A 16680-nucleotide genomic window follows, 5' to 3' on the forward strand; every position below is an offset into this window, starting at 1 on the left:
AATAAATTTTTACTAGCTAAGCTTCTCAATGGTTAATGATGCAGCATTAACTTTGTGTCCGTTTAGAATTGGTAGTAACACATCTGTAGTTGATCCTATATTTCTAAGTTGTAGTTTTGAATGTTTAGGAATATGGATAATAGCTTGTCCAGTAAGCATCAGACTCGCCCCATCCACTTGTCTTTGTATACCATAATTAGTAAGGTGTCCGCTGACTAAAGCATTATTTAAAATTAAACCATATACTGAAGTAGAAGCAGGACCATCAATTAATAATATAAATTCGATTTTATAGTCTCCTGATTCAGGAATTATTAGGGTGTCACTAGGCGGATTAAACTTGATATGATTTAATGGACCGTTTCTATTAAATTTTACGTTTGCGCCTGATTTGACTTCTATAGGTTTGGAACCCACAAGTGTAACATAACCATATGCTGGCTTCGACATTATTACGCACCTCCTCATTTACTATTCTTATTATTGTATGTGATCAAGTTAAAAATGAGTGTATGCTCGTCCAACAAAAAGTAATTATGTATATTCTAAGATAAAACAATACGTCTCCTATTTCGTTAGTAAAAAGAAGACAAGAAACATATAACTACTAGCTTAAGCCGGCACCATCTGCAGGCGGGTATGGAGTGCTCTTATTGCTTGCGAATAGCGGGCTAAAGAAGCATCAATGTGAAGGAACCGGACGAAATACGGCATCATGAAAGGGGGACACGAACAGTATATTTTCCGGTACAAAAACTTCAGAGCGATTGCAAGTAATCTCTAAATCTTTAACATACCGATATTGTTACTCTGAAAATTTGTATATAGGTTACTTAGAATTACATAAAATACAGCACATAAGATATATAATATATCACCATAATCTATTAGTAACGGTAATTAGTCTGCCTAATTTAAAAGGAGAATAAGCTCCTTTATTTTTTTTAAGCATAGCATGTAAAAGACTATGAAATATTTATAAAAAGTAGGTGAAAACATGCTATTAAATTCTCAACGTATAGGTTTCCCAGGCATGGGCGGCCTCCTAGGTAGCCTCCTAGGCATGGGTAAGGGTAAGGGCGGTTTTCCAGGCATGGGCGGTTTCCCAGGCATGGGTATGGGTGGTTTCCCAGGTATGGGTGTGAATGGTTTCCCAGGAACGGGTATGGGTGGTTTCCCAGGCATGGGTATGGGCGGTTTCCCAGGCATGGGTATGGGCGGTTTTCCAAACATGGGTATGGGCGGGTTTCCAGGCATGAGCATGGGCGGTTCTCCAGGCATGGGCATGGGCGGTTTCCCAGGCATGGGTATGGGCGGTTTTCCAAACATGGGTATGGGCGGTTTTCCAAACATGGGTATGGACGGGTTTCCAAACATGGGTAAGGGCGGTTTTCCAGGCATGGGCATGGGCGGTTTTCCAGGCATGGGCATGGGCGGTTTTCCAGGCATGGGCATGGGTGGTTTTCCAGGTAAGGGTAAGGGCGGTTTTCTAGGTAAGGGTAAGGGCGGTTTCCCAGGCATGGGCATGGGCAGCTTCCCAGGTATGGGCATGGGTGGTTTTCCAAACATGGGTATGGGCGGTTTCCCAGGAACGGGTATGGGTGGTTTCCCAGGTATGGGTGTGAATGGTTTCCCAGGAACGGGTATGGGTGGTTTCCCAGGCATGGGTATGAATAGTTTCCCAGGTATGCAATAATCTTGATTTTTAATAATTGATATCTGGATAGGCTACACTTAGTTGGATAGAAAAGTTAAGGTCAAGTAGACTAAATTTAATATGAATTAGGAGAATCAAGTTTAAATTGAAATTAGAATGAGCAAAGCCCCAATCCCTTCAAGATAAAAAGATTGAGGCTTTTTATTTTGTCTGATCCTGACTGACCTTGAACCAGGAGCCACCTTTGTCACACTAGAAGTCATTAGTCTAACGTAAGTCAAACCATAAGTCATCGTTGGCTACGAATGCCGCCATATTAACGTTTGTAGCTTATTAGTTATATGTTTATCTTGTTTTCTACGATTAATTATAGTATGTAGGGGAAGTAAATGAAAATTAGCTTCTTTTTTGATGCGTTAATATGTTATCCGAATAAAAAGGAGAGGCACAGTATTAAAGTATTCAATCTGTATATGTATGATTTACGCTGGTTTTATAAAGCAAGTTGTTTGTAAAAAAGGCTGGGGGTCAAAACGTCGTTGACTGTTTTTCTAGATACATCGAAAAACTTTAATGGATGTATGAAGACTTTGAGTATGCCCAAAAGGCTTCGGGTGAGGAAGCCTTTTGGTTTAGGGTTGTGTGTGAAATAATAACATCTCACATCCTTAGGATACCTGAAAATATTGTAAATTATACAGAATCCCTTCTACATCTAAATCTGTTTTCTTTTAAATATACAAGATGTTTCACACTTTGATACCCGTGTGTTTTAATGAGCCAAGCTAAACAACGCGTGAATATGTGACAGGTAACGAGTGTTGCTTGCATGCTTCATTAGGGATGCTGGCATTCCTTTGAGCTGAGTGGAGCTTGCTCCAATTGTGGCAACAGCATCTTTACGGCCTAGGCTTGCAAGTGTTCCTGAGTTGACTGGGTTAAACTCTTCGAATGATTTATTTTCTAGATATGCGAATAAATTGTAGCCGATTAGTTCTCCCATTTGCCAAGCAATTTGTGCAGTAGGCGGGTATGGACGATCATCTGGACCAAACACAACAGCACAGTCACCAGCAACAAACACATCTGGATGAGATGTAGATTGAAGGTAATTATTAACGGTTGCACGTCCGCGGTTCACCTCAAGGCCGCATTCGCCTACTAGAGGGTTGCCTTGTACGCCGCCTGTCCAAACGAAAGTATTCGCTACAATTTTCTGACCATCTTTTAAATCAATAACATTGCCTGCAACATTTGTTACGGGAAGACCTAATAGGAACTGAACGCCGCGCGCCTCTAGGCTAGCCTGTGCACGTTCAATGAGCGAATCCGGTAGAACAGGAAGAATTTTTGGACCCGCTTCGACAAGTAAAAGGTTCACTTCTTTAGGATTTACTCCATACTCTTTAGCAAGGTTAGGAAGCTTATCAGCAATTTCACCGACCAGCTCAACACCAGTTAATCCACCGCCGCCGATTAAAATGGTAGCATCTGCTTCTTTTTTTGTCTTTGCATATTCATGAATACGCTGTTCAATATGTTGATGGATGTTATTAGCATCCTCCACCGATTTTAACACTAAGCTATTCTCTTCAAGTCCTGGAATACCAAAATAAGCAGTTTTACTTCCTAAACCGACGACGAGAGCATCATATGTTAAAGTGGAGCCATCTGAAAGTTTTATTTCTTTTTTGTCTACTGAAAAAGACTCGACCTTCTCAATTTTAAGATCGATGTCTTTTCCTTTGAAAAGCTTCTTCAGTGGTATAGATACGGCTGGCTCAGCAACGCTTCCTGCTGCAAGACGGTGCAACTCCGTGATGATTTGATGTGTCGGATACTGGTTTACTACAGTAACCTGAGCATCATCCTTGCTTAAGTACTTGCGAACGTTTAAAGCCGCTAGAAGTCCGCCATAACCAGCGCCTAAGATGACAATATGTTTTACCATCATTTATCCTCCATCCTTAATGATTTTTAATATAAAAGATTTATTCATGTCTATTGTGTTCCCTGCTAATTTGGAGATAGGCATTTATAAAACGGAAAAGCTTCTGTGCTTGCGGGTCTTTCATCATCCTTAAAAGAGTAAAAAGACCGATTACCTCATTGCTTTCCTCAGCGCGATCTTTCGCTTCTATAGCAGTGGCTGCAATGTTTCTCACGCAGTCTGTTACAGGGTCCATTATTTCTTGAATCGCTCCAACGGTATCACTCTTTAATACCTCATCGGTAGCGACTGCCTGTACAAAGTCATAAGATTTAGTCAATATACTTACAAGCTCAGTCAATTTTGGCAGCTGCTCTATTAAGGCAGTTAAGGATTGCTGAACTTCGGGTTTTAATAGTTCATTCAGTACAGCATGTTGTTCCAAATTAGTAGATGAATTTGATAACTCTTGTCCTGCCATTGTTTCTGACATATCTGATTCTCCTTTACGAAAACAAAATTGCTTACATTTAGTGGTTAAAGAAAAAGACCTATCTTCCGTAAGATTCCCCAAACTCTTAAGAGCTTGAGATGATTTTTGTATTTTGAAAAATTTACAAGCATATAAATAAATCTTTTGTATAAATTTATCATTGCCATTGAATGCTTAATTATGTCCTATCTTTAGAACCGGTAATAATTTTTAGGGAGATATAAAAATGATCTAAAAGGAAATAGGTAGTGTTTTTGCGTAATTAAAGCCCGGTTTTTTCTTTTAATTATGAAATCATAATTCATGGAGACATACATAGGTTTAAAATTTGACAATTAAGATATTTTGAAAAACAAAGAAAATAATATTGTTATATATGAAAATAATCATTATAATACTACTTATTGGTAAGATAGTCGTCTTCATGGAGTAGAATGCAATGAAAACGGCCCTTCATAAAAATAATTATCTGAATATTTTTGTTTTAAAAATCTTTAGATAGATTCTGAAAAATTGTAGAGTTGTGAGAAATAAATGGCTCTATACTAGCGATGTTGCAATTTATCTTAAATTAATGGGGGAATATTCATGAACAGTATACTGAAAAAGTGGGGGCAAGTGAGTCTGGTAAAACAAATCATTGTAGGTTTGATTATTGGTATTATTCTATCTGTGACAATCCCACAAGTAGCAAAACCTGTTGTAATTTTAGGCACTTTATTTGTAGGTGCTTTGAAAGCAATTGCGCCTGTATTGGTACTCTTCTTGGTTATGTCAGCTATCGCTCAACACAAGAGTGGTCAACAAACGAATATGAAGTCTATTATCTTCCTATACCTTTTAGGAACATTTTTAGCTGGATTAATCGCAGTTGTTGTAAGTTTTATTTTTCCTGTAAGCTTAACACTTGCAAAGAGCGCTGAAGGTGTGACTGCTCCTGGCGGTATTGTAGAGGTACTCAAATCATTACTGCTGAACATTGTTGATAACCCAGTTAAAGCAATTTTTAATGCGAACTATATCGGTATTTTAGCTTGGGCGACACTCCTTGGTTTGGCTTTACGAAATGCTTCTGATACGACAAAAACAATGATTTCGAATTTTTCAGACGCCGTATCTAAAATGGTTACGTGGGTGATTAAGTTTGCGCCATTAGGAATCATGGGTCTAGTAGTGGATTCTATTACTACAAATGGAATTGAATCATTACTAAGCTATGGGAAATTACTTGCCGTTTTGATTGGTTGTATGTTCTTTGTGGCGCTGGTTGTCAATCCAATCATTGTGTTTATATTTATACGTCAAAATCCTTTCCCGCTTGTTTTTAAGTGCTTAAAGGAAAGTGGTATTACAGCATTCTTTACACGTAGCTCAGCTGCGAATATTCCTGTAAATATGAAATTATGTGAAAACTTAGGTTTAAATAAGGATAGTTATTCAGTATCCATTCCATTAGGTGCAACCATTAATATGGGTGGTGCCGCTGTTACGATTTCTGTTTTGACACTTGCAGCGGTTCATACACTTGGTATTGAAGTAGACTTCCCTACAGCAATCATTCTCAGTGTACTGTCAGCTGTATGCGCTTGTGGTGCTTCAGGGGTTGCCGGTGGATCTTTATTACTGATTCCTCTAGCATGCAGCTTATTTGGAATCTCACCTGATGTTGCTATGCAGGTAGTTGGAGTAGGCTTTATCATAGGTGTTTTACAAGATTCTTTTGAAACGGCACTTAACTCATCCACAGATGTACTTTTCACAGCAACAGCTGAATTTAAAGAGTGGCGCAAAGAAGGGAAAAAAATAAATATCCGCAAAGTATCATAAAGAAGAAAGCTAGCTCTGGTGTAAATATGATCTTTTAGAAGTGTAGAACATCAATAACTTGTTAAGCTATGCATTACAACTAAATATATAGTTCATAAATAAAAGACAGTGAGCAACAAGCTCCTGTCTTTTTATATTGAAAATTCGATAATAGTTAAAGAAACCGTTATTCACATGCTATGGGTGTAGAAGTAATCAGCTTATTGATTAAGTTTGTGTATTTCCCGAGCCATAGATTCTAAAATATAAACAACAGGTACTTGCGTAGTAATATTAGATTCCTCGGAAAATTCCTCTGTTACATAATAGGGAATGTTTATATCAGAGATTTTTGCAATGGTTGAGAGTGTATTATTTGTAATACTAATGATTTTACTTCCTTCTTGTTTAAGTTGGTTAAGATGAGTGACGGTAAAATGATTTTCTCCTGAGACAGATAAAGCAATCGTTACGCTATTATTGCGGAGTTTGGAGTGAATCGGAAAGTGAGGATCTTTAATATATAGCGAAAATTTACCTAAGCTTGAGAAGTATCTTGCACCATACTCAGCAAGAATACCCGAGCTGCCGATCCCAATAAAAATAACGTTATCTGCTTTGATAACGAGACTTGCAGCTTCTTTAATTTTTTCTTCTAAGTCACCTTTTAATGTTCGCTCAAAAAATTCTATTATCGATTGTTGGGAACTTTTTATCACCGTTTTTTTATTTTCTTTTAAGTGCATTTTAAGCTTTACTTTAAATTCGGAAAACCCCTCACAATGTAGTTTCCTGCAAAAATGTAAAATTGTAGCTGTTGATACATGGGTTTCATCTGCTAGTTCGCGAATTCGCATATACGCCACTTTATCACCGTTTTGACAAATATAGTTGTATAAAGAAGTTTCTAATTCATTAAAAGAAGCGATTATGTCGTGTGAAAACATGGATCCAGTTTCTCCTTCAGTAAAAAAGTATTGTAGCCTGCAAAAATAATAACTACATTCTAACACAACTTTTCCGTATGAAACATAGTGTTACATTTATGTAACACGTCACTTTTTCCGTTATAAAAAACTAGATACTCTTCATTCATTTACTATCCTGTTAAACGCAGTTATGATTTTTTTGTAGTTGCTTATAAGGAAGAGAATTTTAAACAAAAATAATGATGGCATGAAAACTCCCGCCACTTATCTCCTTCGGATCTTGAAGTGGGGGTTTCTCGTGTATCACCTTCAAGGGATGCTTAACACGAGTGGAGTTGACACGGCTGCCTGATGGCACAACTCCTCTATTCCATCGGCAAACGCCTTTGGAACTGCTTTTTTTAAGATGTTATATGAGCCGTTCACATCTGCGTTTAGTAGAAGATTCTCTTTCGTGCGATACAAGCCACGTTTGATACGTTTTCCACTGAATATAGGAATATTTTCTTCACCGTAAGTGGGGATAACATCATTATCTAGAAAAGATGCCTTGCTTGTATACGATTCTTCCACGACTTGTACAATAATACCTTTTCGTTTTGCTTTATAGGTGATCATTTCAATGAGTAGATTGTGTGGGATATGGCAAAAGGATTGATTCTGTTGTTTTCCCATCTCACTGTTTTGTTTCCATGATGTATTTTTCCCAATCACAATCATAGAGATCTCATGTTGAACTGCGAAATGAACAATGTGGTAACTAATTTTGTGAAAGAAATCTTTTATCTTGAGAAACCGTTTCTCATGAAGCCTATCTAAACGCTTTGATGTGTGTGGTCCTTCTTTTGGTTCTTTTCCTTGACGAAGAATCCCTAGTAAATGAGCCTTTTGTTTGTTGTAGTATTGATTGATGCTTTTTACATTGCCCTTTACTAATACAGGAATAGCCCCTGTATTCGTTGTGATAGTTGCAATGTTATTGATCCCTAAGTCAATACTCATATAACAATTATTGGCGACATGCTTAGGCGCTGGCTTAGAGTGTTCTGTCACAATTTCAACTTTAAACTTCCCGTAAGAAGGAGAAACGCGTACCTCTTTTAGATTTTCGATATGCACGAACAATTTACCGATATTTAACTTTATACTTGTTTTTGGAAAACGAATGTATTTATCTTGGAGTTTACATACTTGATTCGTGAATACAATTTCTTTTATAGATGATTTAATGTATTTGGGAATGCGAGGTTTACCTGTAAAAGTAGAAGGACGTTTCTTGTATGTCTTGATGGAAGCAAAGAATGATTTCCAGTTTTGATAGAGTTTTTTCATGACCGCTTGATTCGTTTGTGCTGGCAAGTTCATATAATCTTGTTGTTTCATTGTTTTAAACAAACAATCTAGAAAGTTATAGGATAGAAACGATTTCTCTTTTGTCGGTAATGTAAACAAGTTACATTTTATGTCTTTCTGTTCTTTAACAGGCTTTTCTTTTTGCTTTTGCACACGTTTTTGATACGCATGAAGTTGATTTTCATTCATGGTTTCAATATGTGCTTGTAATGTATGAAGAACTTCTTGTTGAAGTGGCTGTAATGGCTTATCAGTACGTAAGGCCGTATATACTTGGCGAATATAGAAGTTTGTTGTATTGTAGAGATTTTTTGCGTTTTGACACATCTCTAGGAAGTAAGAGTATAACTTATGACCTTTCTTGATCCAAATTTGATAGGTTGCATATTCTTTTTCCTTTGTCATCATGTTCACCTCCTTCTTTCCTTCATGATACTACAAAACAGTCAAAAAGAACATATATTCGCCATGCTACGAAAATATTTTTATAAATGCGATGGCAATTGATCTCCACCTTAAACTGGGCTATGCCCTGTGTATTTTGAAGATGGAGCTTTCTTGCCAATTTTTCGATAAATTTCTGGAGGTAATCCAAATGAAAACATATCAATTCCCTCAAGATTTTTTATGGGGAGGAGCTACTGCAGCTAATCAAATAGAAGGCGGGTTTAGTGAAGGGAATAAAGGACTAAATATTGCTGATGTCCTTCCAGGTGGAAACGAGCGGTATAAAATATTAACGAATCCAGGTTTTGATTTTGAAATCTATGGTGATCGATATTACTATCCAAATCATGAAGCGATTGACTTTTATCATCGGTATAAAGAAGATATTGCATTGTTTGCGGAAATGGGTTTCAAGGCATTCCGTATGTCGATTGCCTGGACACGAATTTTTCCAAACGGCGATGAGTTAGAGGCAAATGAAGAAGGATTGGCTTTTTACGATCGTGTTTTTGATGAATTGCATAAATACGGTATTGAACCGGTTGTAACCATTTCTCACTATGAAATGCCTCTGCATTTAGTAAAAGAATATGGTGGTTGGAGAAACCGTCAAGTGATAACATTCTTTGAAAGATATGTAAAAGCTATTTTCAATCGCTATAAAAATAAAGTAAAGTTTTGGATGACCTTTAATGAGATCAACAGCAGCTTGGTGATGCCGATTCAAGGACTTGGTTTTTCAATTCAAAAAGAAGAGGATAAATACCAGCCTACCTTCCAGGCATACCATCATCAATTTGTCGCAAGCTCCATTGCGGTCAAAGCATGCCATGAAATCATTCCTAACTCTAAAATTGGTTGTATGATTCTCTTTGCGCCTGTATATGCCTTTGATTCCAATCCGGAAAATGTAATGTACGCCCTTCAAGAAGAACAGCTTTTCAATTACTATTGTGCAGATGTGCAAGTACGGGGTGAGTATCCAGCTTTCATGAAGAGATACTTTAAAGAACACAATATCGAATTGGAGATTCAAGATGGTGACTTAGAATTAATAAAGGAAGGAACCGTTGATTATATTGGCTTTAGTTATTACATGTCCCGCACTGAGAAAAAAATGAAGACAGATGCGGAAGAGGCGCAAGGGAATATTATTGGCGGCATAAGAAATCCGTTCTTAAAAGCAAGCGATTGGGGTTGGGAAATTGACCCCGTAGGATTACGTATTAGCCTAAACAAATTATATGATCGCTATCAGAAGCCGCTATTTGTTGTAGAAAATGGATTAGGAGCCTATGACAAAATAGAAGAAGATGGCACGATCAATGATGACTATCGAATTGACTACCTTCGTGAACACATAAAAGCAATGGGTGAAGCCATTGAAGATGGTGTTGAATTAATAGGCTATACAAGCTGGGGCTGTATCGATATGGTAAGTATGTCAACGGGTGAGTTCTCCAAACGTAACGGCTTCATCTATGTTGACAAACATGACGATGGCAGCGGAACATTAGAACGGAAAAAGAAGAAGTCCTTTTTCTGGTATCAAGATGTAATTGCAACAAATGGGGAAAGGTTATAAAAATCTATTAATTTTCTTTTTACAAAGGAAATACTTTTGTTGAGAGCTACTCCCTATATTCAAATGACAACAGGTGTTAATGCTGTGCGTAAGATTTTATGGGGCTTTGTTACAAAATACGAATTTAAAACAGAGGCTTTGGAGGATTATTATCAGGGGTAACTTCTCAAGCAGGATTTATCGAAGCCAAAAATTTAATTTTAGAATATAAAAAAGAGAATTAATTTTTAGAAGGAGAGAATAAGTAATCTTATTCTCTCTGAATTTTATTTTATCTAACTTGTAAGGCGCCTATGGTCTTACATCATACGAAAAGAGAATGAGGTTCCTTTAATTGGTGCAAAGATTATGGTCAAATAGCTTTTAACGCTCTTTTGACTTTTCGTGCAAAAATCAATGGTTCTTCAACAGATTCGATATTGACATAAATCAAACGTGGATTATCGAACAACCATTCATTGTGGATAGACGAAACTATTATTTCCTGAGCGCGAATTACAGTAATAAATGGCTCCACTTCATTTTGTAAAAGGGCTACTCTTCCTAAACATAAAGCTTCGCCGCTTGAATTATCTATTGATTCGAATGAGAAAGAAGAAGTCACCCCAAATCTCTTTCCTAAAATCGTTGCGTTTATTTCATCTCGAGATATTGTAGCTACACACTTTCCGCCCGCAAATCCTGATTGACCGCCTATAATTTTTGCAAACTTACGACAAAGTGTTTCTTCATTGTTCATCATTTTATTTTTCACCTTCCTTACACTGCATTTTGTCTTTTTACAACTTTCCTCTTTCTTGTTGCGAACTACGTTAACTCCTATAAAAATATAAATCTTTCATAATATCTTATTAAAATTCAAATAAAGTTGTACAGGCAGTTGCAATAGAGAAAGCGTGAATTTATTAAGCAAGCAGTTGTAATGGTGTGAGTTGACCTTAAAGCAACGGGCCAGGTTTATTGAAATAGGAATATAACATAAGTGCTTTATTTTCGGAACATTCACTAATAACTCCTAATTTTATTTCATATTATTCATTGTGAAAAAAATCTTAACCCTTTAAGGAAACGGAATTTTGAAATGAGGAGGAATGTTATGACCAATAATAAAAAAACTGAACTGACAGGACGTATCGTGGTGCCTGGTAATTAAACTATCGAGTGCTTGAGTTCTATAAGATAGACCATCATTATTGGTGGTCTTTTTTAATAAATATATATAGTTCCCTCGATAGATAAAGAAATAGGTAAAAGGGGCGAAACTCTTCAGAAGTTCATCAATTATCGAGTGAAGGTCGCAATAATTGGGAATTTTTCTGTGTATTCAAGTCAAAGCTTAAAAGATTTCATCTATGAATGTAACAATGGAAACGATATCTTTTACTTACCAACCGAACAACAAGCAATTGAAAAGTTAAGCACGTTGAAGTAGAAAATGGAAAGGTAATATTAAGCTTAGAATGTACAGAGTAAAGTAAGAGGTATTCCAGGCTAACTAGTTAAAACAAACAATAGCTTTATTATTGTTTGTTTTAAGAAAAATGAATACTAGGTGACGAAAAATATATGACTATTTCTAGAACATCGTTTCATTTTTGGACGATGTTCTATGTGTTTAGAGGCTTAAGATTAAACAACTTTATTTTTACTCATCATTTATAATAGGGTAACCAATTTGTGATTAGAGAGTTTTTGATGGCCATAGAATTGAGAAATACAAAATAAAAACTCCCTTGACTATCAAGGGGGTTTTTTATATGATCCCGACTGGGTTCGAACCAGCGACCTCCACCCTGTCAAGATAGAACAGTGAAACGCCTTAAGTGTTTAATAGTATCCTATTGCTTGATATGGCGTAATTTTTGGAATCTATTATTCATTTTTAATGATATGTAGTGTCCTATAATTATTTTTAGTTTGTGACCATTTAGGTGACCAGTCAGAAGTAAAATGTATAAGTGATGTTTTATTCTATATTTTAAAAGTAAATTGGAAGATAAGTGCTAATATGTGTACAATATAGTAAAGATGAAATGAGAATTATTTGTTAGATAGTAATTTTGAAATTATTAAGTTGATAGGGAGAAAAAAATGAGTATCAAATTAAAGTCTTTGTATATACAAAATTTTCGTAATGTAAAACAGGTTTTTTTAGATGATATGAATGATGTAAACCTTTTTATAGGTAAAAATAATATAGGTAAGTCTAATTACTTAAGGGCAGTACGTTGTTTTTTTGAGGCCATAGGATCTCAAAGCCTATATAATAAAGGTGTATTTAGTAAAGAAGATATAATGAATGGTACTAGTGCTGAAGATTTGATGTTAATCGGATTGTTAGATATTTCCGGTAAAGAATATGTAGCCTGGGTAGGATGCATACAAATCGAGGAAGAAACTCATACTTATCATTTGCTTATGAGCTTACTTGAAAAAGAGTATAAGAACTTTCCAAAGTTTATAAAACCATATAAAAAGATATTCAAGAATTATGGTGAGTTTGTAGGGAAATTTTTAGATCGAATTGGGAAGGTTAAAGATTGTAACGCAGCACTTGAACAATATAAGAGGGATCATGAGTATGTCTCATCTTTAACAATGGATTTAAAAGTAGAAGAAACTATGAATGCTCATAAGTACATAGGAGATAATTTAAATTTATCAAATGGGGCAATGTATTTATTAGAAACTAATAATATTGATATGGAGAATATACAAGCGGATATTCTATCAACATTAAAGAGAAATATAGATTTATATGAACAATATATTCAAGGTTTAATTAAAGAGTTAAAAGAATTAGAAAAAGCAATAAAAGAACAGTGGGAAAATAATATAGGTGTTTCTAAAATTTATAGTATCCTTTTTCAAAATGAGAATATTACAATTAGGCAAAACATAATAACAAAACATAATATAATATTTCAACCTGAAAAAAAAGAAGGGCTAACTTCGGAAGATGCACACAGACTATTTTCACTAAAAAACAGAAAAGAATATTTTGATGTTTGGGTAAATTTTAGAAACATGTGTAAGAGAGTACTGGACATTGAGATAGATGTATTTTTCGATCGGGACGAACAGCCAATCATCGATGTTGGTGATAACTGGATAAATCTTAATGGTACAGGAATAAGAGAGGTTTTTAGGATTATATTAGATATAGAACTTCTGAACCCTGAAAGTATATTAATTGAAGAACCAGAAATACATTTACATTTTGAATTACAACAAAGATTAAGTGAATATCTACAGTTAAAAGCAGAACATGCTCAGGTATTTATTACTAGCCATTCAACAGCATTTGTAGAAGAGACATATGATAAGTCTGTTTATTTGATTAAAAGAAAAGACGAAAAAGAAAATAGTATCCAATTATTAGATTCAGAGAGCTTAGATGAAGTTATTAGTGAATTAGGTTATAATGCTCAAGCATTGTTGATAAAAAAAATGTTGATATTTGTAGAAGGTAAAACAGATAAAGTAATTGTAGATACATACTTACAAAAATTTTACCCACATATGTTGTCTAAAATAGGTTGCATTGATATGAAGGGTGAGACAAAATATAAATATTTTGCTAATGCGGAATCACTAGAGATCTTTGAAAAAAGCGGTGTAGAAACATTTTTTATTTTAGATTCAGATTATAAAACACAAGACGAAAAAGACAGAAAGATTAGTCAACATCCAGAAAAAAGTAGTTTGGTTTTTTGGCCAGGAGTGTGCATTGAAAATTTATTTTTAAACCCAGTAGTTTTGGATAAGTTTATTATCGCTAAGGATGAGACAAAAAAGAGGGGGTTAGATGAAATAGAGGAAATAATGAAAAAGACTTATGCTGATATAAAAATAGAATCATCAAGAAAATATATTCGTGAAAAATATTTGAAAGCTATATATCCAGAAAAAAATTCCAAGGATCCTGTTGATGATGTTGATGGTTTAAAAGCATGGTTTAATGAAAAAAGAGCTAAAATGAGAAAGGAGTTAGAATTAGCGGTTGAGATTGATAGCATTGTCCAAGAGTTTGATGCTCTTTGGGAGAATAAATTAGATGAGGTTGTACCAGGAGATAAATTTTTAATTAAGTTCTGTGAAAATATAGGGAACCTTACTTATAAAAAGAATGAAAAGAATGTTCGATATTTAATTAATGATCTATCGCAGGAAGAGTGGCCTACTGATTTCACTCAAATTATGGAAGAGATCATTCGAAAAGCTAATAATTAAGTATTAGAGACGGTCTACATAGCTTTTTATAAGAAAAAATAATAATTAAAATGTGATTTAGGGCGATTATTGGTTTGTGTAATAATCGCCTTAAAAAAATTCAGGTGTGTGGTTGAATATGAAAATATTATATTTAAGAGGATTTTTATTGATACAGCACTTTAATAAGATTAAGGATTTTTTGTTTATCGGAATCCGTTAGAACTTGTCCATTAAAAGTAAGCTTTACATTGGAATTTAATAGTTCTTCAATATTTAAATCATTATTTAAGAATTGGGCTACTAGTTCGTATCCATAAGTGTCTGCAAAACTTTGAACCCACGCACTAACTGCCATTGTCCCTGTAACATAGTTAGAAAGTTCCTCAGTACTATGACCAGTAAGAATCATATTTGTATCAACATTAAATTCTTCTGCCAGTATTTTAAGATCTTTGGCAGTAGGGATTGTATATCCTCTTTCCCAGTTTGATATTACTTGAGATGAAACATTAACTTTTTTTGCAAGTTGTTGTTGGGTCCATTTGCGCTCTTTTCTCAATGATTTAATTTGAGGTCCAATTGAAAACCTTTCAAGTAGTTCCTTCTCTTTCATAAATAATGTTCGCTCCATTCCTTGTTATGTCTATATTTATTTTAGCATTATTAACGGATTTTGAAAAAAATATATAAAATAAGGTTGAAAATAACGGATTACGTTAGTATAATCTAACTAAATCCGTTATTTTTTATGTTTACGTCTATATTTTTTTGTGTGTAACTAACGAATTCCGTTATAAATGATGTTTTGTATTGGTATACATAGCTTTTTAGAAAAGGTTGAAAAATATTAAAAGTAGTTAGAAAAAGCATGAATAATTCAACGAAAAGTTGAGAAGAAACTTGTCCAAAGAATTATAGAAACTCGGCGAAGTTTAGGTACAAACGAAGCCGATACCGATAGGGAGCGAAGTGGAGGATCAGTTAGGTCTTGATTTGGAGAGGTAAGCCCTGCCAGGCTGTTGTTAGTTGGCCAGGACTCTTAAAGGACTGGCCGCAAGCCTGTCTAGCAGGGCTTGCAGAGGCTCCGTATCAAGGCCGATGGGTTACATCGATTAAGAACCCCGCAACCATATAACATGCGGGGTTCAAATTACAACGTTAGGGTAAGGAGGACTATATATTGATTATTAAAGGTATTGATACAGTTGAATTTGGGGTTGAAGTCTTTGACTATTTTCAATCTCTCAAAAGTACATTAGATATGCTAGCCTTATTAAAATCTAAAGCTCAAGAAGACTCCAAAGAGTATGAAATTGAACTAAATGGCATAAGTTTGAAAGTACATAGAAATGGAATTCCTTTTTATTCTTATAAGGTATCGTGTAATGATTTCCTCATGTACTTTATGGATAAGGAAGTAAAAAATACGTCACCGATTAAAGTTCGGTTTCTTGCATCTTATTTATGGTCACTTGGCTTTGAAAAAGCAGTTAAAGAGTTTCTTGATTGGTTAAGTGGTTTTGGAATCTCTATAGAAGATACAAAATTGTCGAGGATTGATATATGTGTAGATAGTGATAAAATTCCTTTTACTAAATATGATTTGGAGAAAGTAGTAACTAGAGCAAGGGGAAAAGTAAATCATTTTGTAAATGATGAATATTACAATGGAAGTGAATTTAGTGGTTTTACAATAGGGCGTGGTGATCCGTTGCTAGCACGTATATATAATAAAACACTTGAAGTAAAAAAGTCTCAAAAACTTTGGTTTTTTGATTTGTGGAAAGAACATTTATGGAATGAAATAAAATCTGTATGGAGGGTTGAATTTCAAATTAGAAGAAAATGCTTAAAAGAATTTGGAGTTAGCTCTATTGAAGATTTTATCCTAAAAGAAAATAATATTTGGTCTTATCTAACAATGGAATGGTTAACCCTTAAGGTTCCATTATCAGATAAAAATAAAACTAGATGGCCGCTAGATCCTAGGTGGACTGTTGTTCAGAAAGCGGATTTAAATCAACTTTTCTCTCCTGTTATAAGAAAAAAGGTAAAGATAGGAAATACGGAACAGTTATTAGATCAAATTGCCGGTCTACTTATTTCAGTTGGAGCTTTAAATAATCATGATAGTTTAGAAATTACTACTAAGATTGCAAAGAGATGGACTGAATCAAAGTTGAATAAGAAAAATACTACTTTTGATCAAGAAAAAATACAACGAAATAGGCGTTTTCTATCAACTCACTCATGCTAAAATAGGAG

12 protein-coding genes and 1 pseudogene are annotated in these 16680 nt (G+C 34.9%); 6 read left to right on the forward strand and 7 right to left on the reverse strand.

Translation table 11 applies throughout. The annotated features are described in order from the left end of the window. Positions 1-12 precede the first annotated feature (12 nt). A complete protein-coding gene (locus tag AB1284_RS04570; RefSeq protein WP_429751291.1) occupies positions 13-450 on the reverse strand; it encodes a BclA C-terminal domain-containing protein in 438 nt (145 codons plus the stop codon). A gap of 547 nt (positions 451-997) precedes the next feature. On the opposite strand from AB1284_RS04570, the gene AB1284_RS04575 reads away from it, so the two are divergent. Beyond that, the gene (locus AB1284_RS04575; protein WP_429761850.1) at positions 998-1696 is read left to right on the forward strand and encodes a hypothetical protein; all 699 of its coding nucleotides are present in this window, start codon (positions 998-1000) and stop codon (positions 1694-1696) included. 733 nt (positions 1697-2429) lie between these two features. On the opposite strand, the gene AB1284_RS04580 is transcribed toward AB1284_RS04575, so the two are convergent. Further along, the gene (locus AB1284_RS04580; RefSeq protein ID WP_429751287.1) at positions 2430-3608 is read right to left on the reverse strand and encodes an NAD(P)/FAD-dependent oxidoreductase; all 1179 of its coding nucleotides are present in this window, start codon (positions 3606-3608) and stop codon (positions 2430-2432) included. Between the two features lie 40 nt (positions 3609-3648). After that, the gene (locus AB1284_RS04585) at positions 3649-4080 is read right to left on the reverse strand and encodes a DUF1641 domain-containing protein (RefSeq protein WP_429751285.1); all 432 of its coding nucleotides are present in this window, start codon (positions 4078-4080) and stop codon (positions 3649-3651) included. Positions 4081-4668: 588 nt separating this feature from the next. On the opposite strand from AB1284_RS04585, the gene sstT reads away from it, so the two are divergent. After that, entirely contained in the window at positions 4669-5907 is a 1239-nt protein-coding gene (sstT, locus tag AB1284_RS04590) for a serine/threonine transporter SstT (RefSeq protein WP_429751283.1), read from the forward strand. A 200-nt stretch (positions 5908-6107) separates the two neighbouring features. Here the strand turns inward: sstT and AB1284_RS04595 are convergent, their stop codons facing one another. Then, positions 6108-6833, reverse strand: a complete 726-nt coding sequence (locus AB1284_RS04595; RefSeq protein WP_429751281.1) for a MurR/RpiR family transcriptional regulator — start codon at positions 6831-6833, stop codon at positions 6108-6110. Positions 6834-7124: 291 nt separating this feature from the next. Continuing rightward, on the reverse strand, positions 7125-8573 hold the full coding sequence (locus AB1284_RS04600) for an RNA-guided endonuclease InsQ/TnpB family protein (protein ID WP_429751279.1): 1449 nt from the start codon (positions 8571-8573) through the stop codon (positions 7125-7127). A 190-nt stretch (positions 8574-8763) separates the two neighbouring features. Here AB1284_RS04600 and AB1284_RS04605 point away from each other — a divergent pair, with 190 nt between their 5' ends. Next, complete coding sequence (locus tag AB1284_RS04605) at positions 8764-10200, forward strand: glycoside hydrolase family 1 protein (RefSeq protein WP_429751277.1); 1437 nt, start codon at positions 8764-8766, stop codon at positions 10198-10200. Between the two features lie 352 nt (positions 10201-10552). Here the strand turns inward: AB1284_RS04605 and AB1284_RS04610 are convergent, their stop codons facing one another. Beyond that, positions 10553-10942: a DUF1259 domain-containing protein gene (locus tag AB1284_RS04610; RefSeq protein ID WP_429751276.1), complete on the reverse strand. Its 390-nt coding sequence runs from the start codon at positions 10940-10942 to the stop codon at positions 10553-10555. A 513-nt stretch (positions 10943-11455) separates the two neighbouring features. Between AB1284_RS04610 and AB1284_RS04615 the strand changes: the two are divergent. Further along, positions 11456-11632: pseudogene (locus AB1284_RS04615) on the forward strand (DUF4180 domain-containing protein); the annotation flags it as partial. 659 nt (positions 11633-12291) lie between these two features. Beyond that, on the forward strand, positions 12292-14433 hold the full coding sequence (locus AB1284_RS04620; RefSeq protein ID WP_429751274.1) for an AAA family ATPase: 2142 nt from the start codon (positions 12292-12294) through the stop codon (positions 14431-14433). A gap of 145 nt (positions 14434-14578) precedes the next feature. Here the strand turns inward: AB1284_RS04620 and AB1284_RS04625 are convergent, their stop codons facing one another. After that, positions 14579-15028, reverse strand: a complete 450-nt coding sequence (locus AB1284_RS04625; protein WP_429751273.1) for a helix-turn-helix domain-containing protein — start codon at positions 15026-15028, stop codon at positions 14579-14581. A 567-nt stretch (positions 15029-15595) separates the two neighbouring features. Between AB1284_RS04625 and AB1284_RS04630 the strand changes: the two genes are divergently transcribed. Beyond that, the gene (locus AB1284_RS04630; protein WP_429751271.1) at positions 15596-16672 is read left to right on the forward strand and encodes a replication initiation factor; all 1077 of its coding nucleotides are present in this window, start codon (positions 15596-15598) and stop codon (positions 16670-16672) included. Positions 16673-16680 lie beyond the last annotated feature (8 nt).

It is taken from the genome of Bacillus sp. S2(2024) (assembly GCF_050474045.1).
GTDB lineage: Bacteria > Bacillota > Bacilli > Bacillales > Bacillaceae_G > Bacillus_A > Bacillus_A yunxiaonensis.

Coding starts and splice junctions, on each gene's coding strand:
- AB1284_RS04570 (WP_429751291.1), bottom strand. CDS start 450: ATGTCGAAGCCAGCATATGGTTATGTTACACTTGTGGGTTCCAAACCT.
- AB1284_RS04575 (WP_429761850.1), top strand. CDS start 998: ATGCTATTAAATTCTCAACGTATAGGTTTCCCAGGCATGGGCGGCCTC.
- AB1284_RS04580 (WP_429751287.1), bottom strand. CDS start 3,608: ATGGTAAAACATATTGTCATCTTAGGCGCTGGTTATGGCGGACTTCTA.
- AB1284_RS04585 (WP_429751285.1), bottom strand. CDS start 4,080: ATGTCAGAAACAATGGCAGGACAAGAGTTATCAAATTCATCTACTAAT.
- sstT (WP_429751283.1), top strand. CDS start 4,669: ATGAACAGTATACTGAAAAAGTGGGGGCAAGTGAGTCTGGTAAAACAA.
- AB1284_RS04595 (WP_429751281.1), bottom strand. CDS start 6,833: ATGTTTTCACACGACATAATCGCTTCTTTTAATGAATTAGAAACTTCT.
- AB1284_RS04600 (WP_429751279.1), bottom strand. CDS start 8,573: ATGACAAAGGAAAAAGAATATGCAACCTATCAAATTTGGATCAAGAAA.
- AB1284_RS04605 (WP_429751277.1), top strand. CDS start 8,764: ATGAAAACATATCAATTCCCTCAAGATTTTTTATGGGGAGGAGCTACT.
- AB1284_RS04610 (WP_429751276.1), bottom strand. CDS start 10,942: ATGATGAACAATGAAGAAACACTTTGTCGTAAGTTTGCAAAAATTATA.
- AB1284_RS04620 (WP_429751274.1), top strand. CDS start 12,292: ATGAGTATCAAATTAAAGTCTTTGTATATACAAAATTTTCGTAATGTA.
- AB1284_RS04625 (WP_429751273.1), bottom strand. CDS start 15,028: ATGAAAGAGAAGGAACTACTTGAAAGGTTTTCAATTGGACCTCAAATT.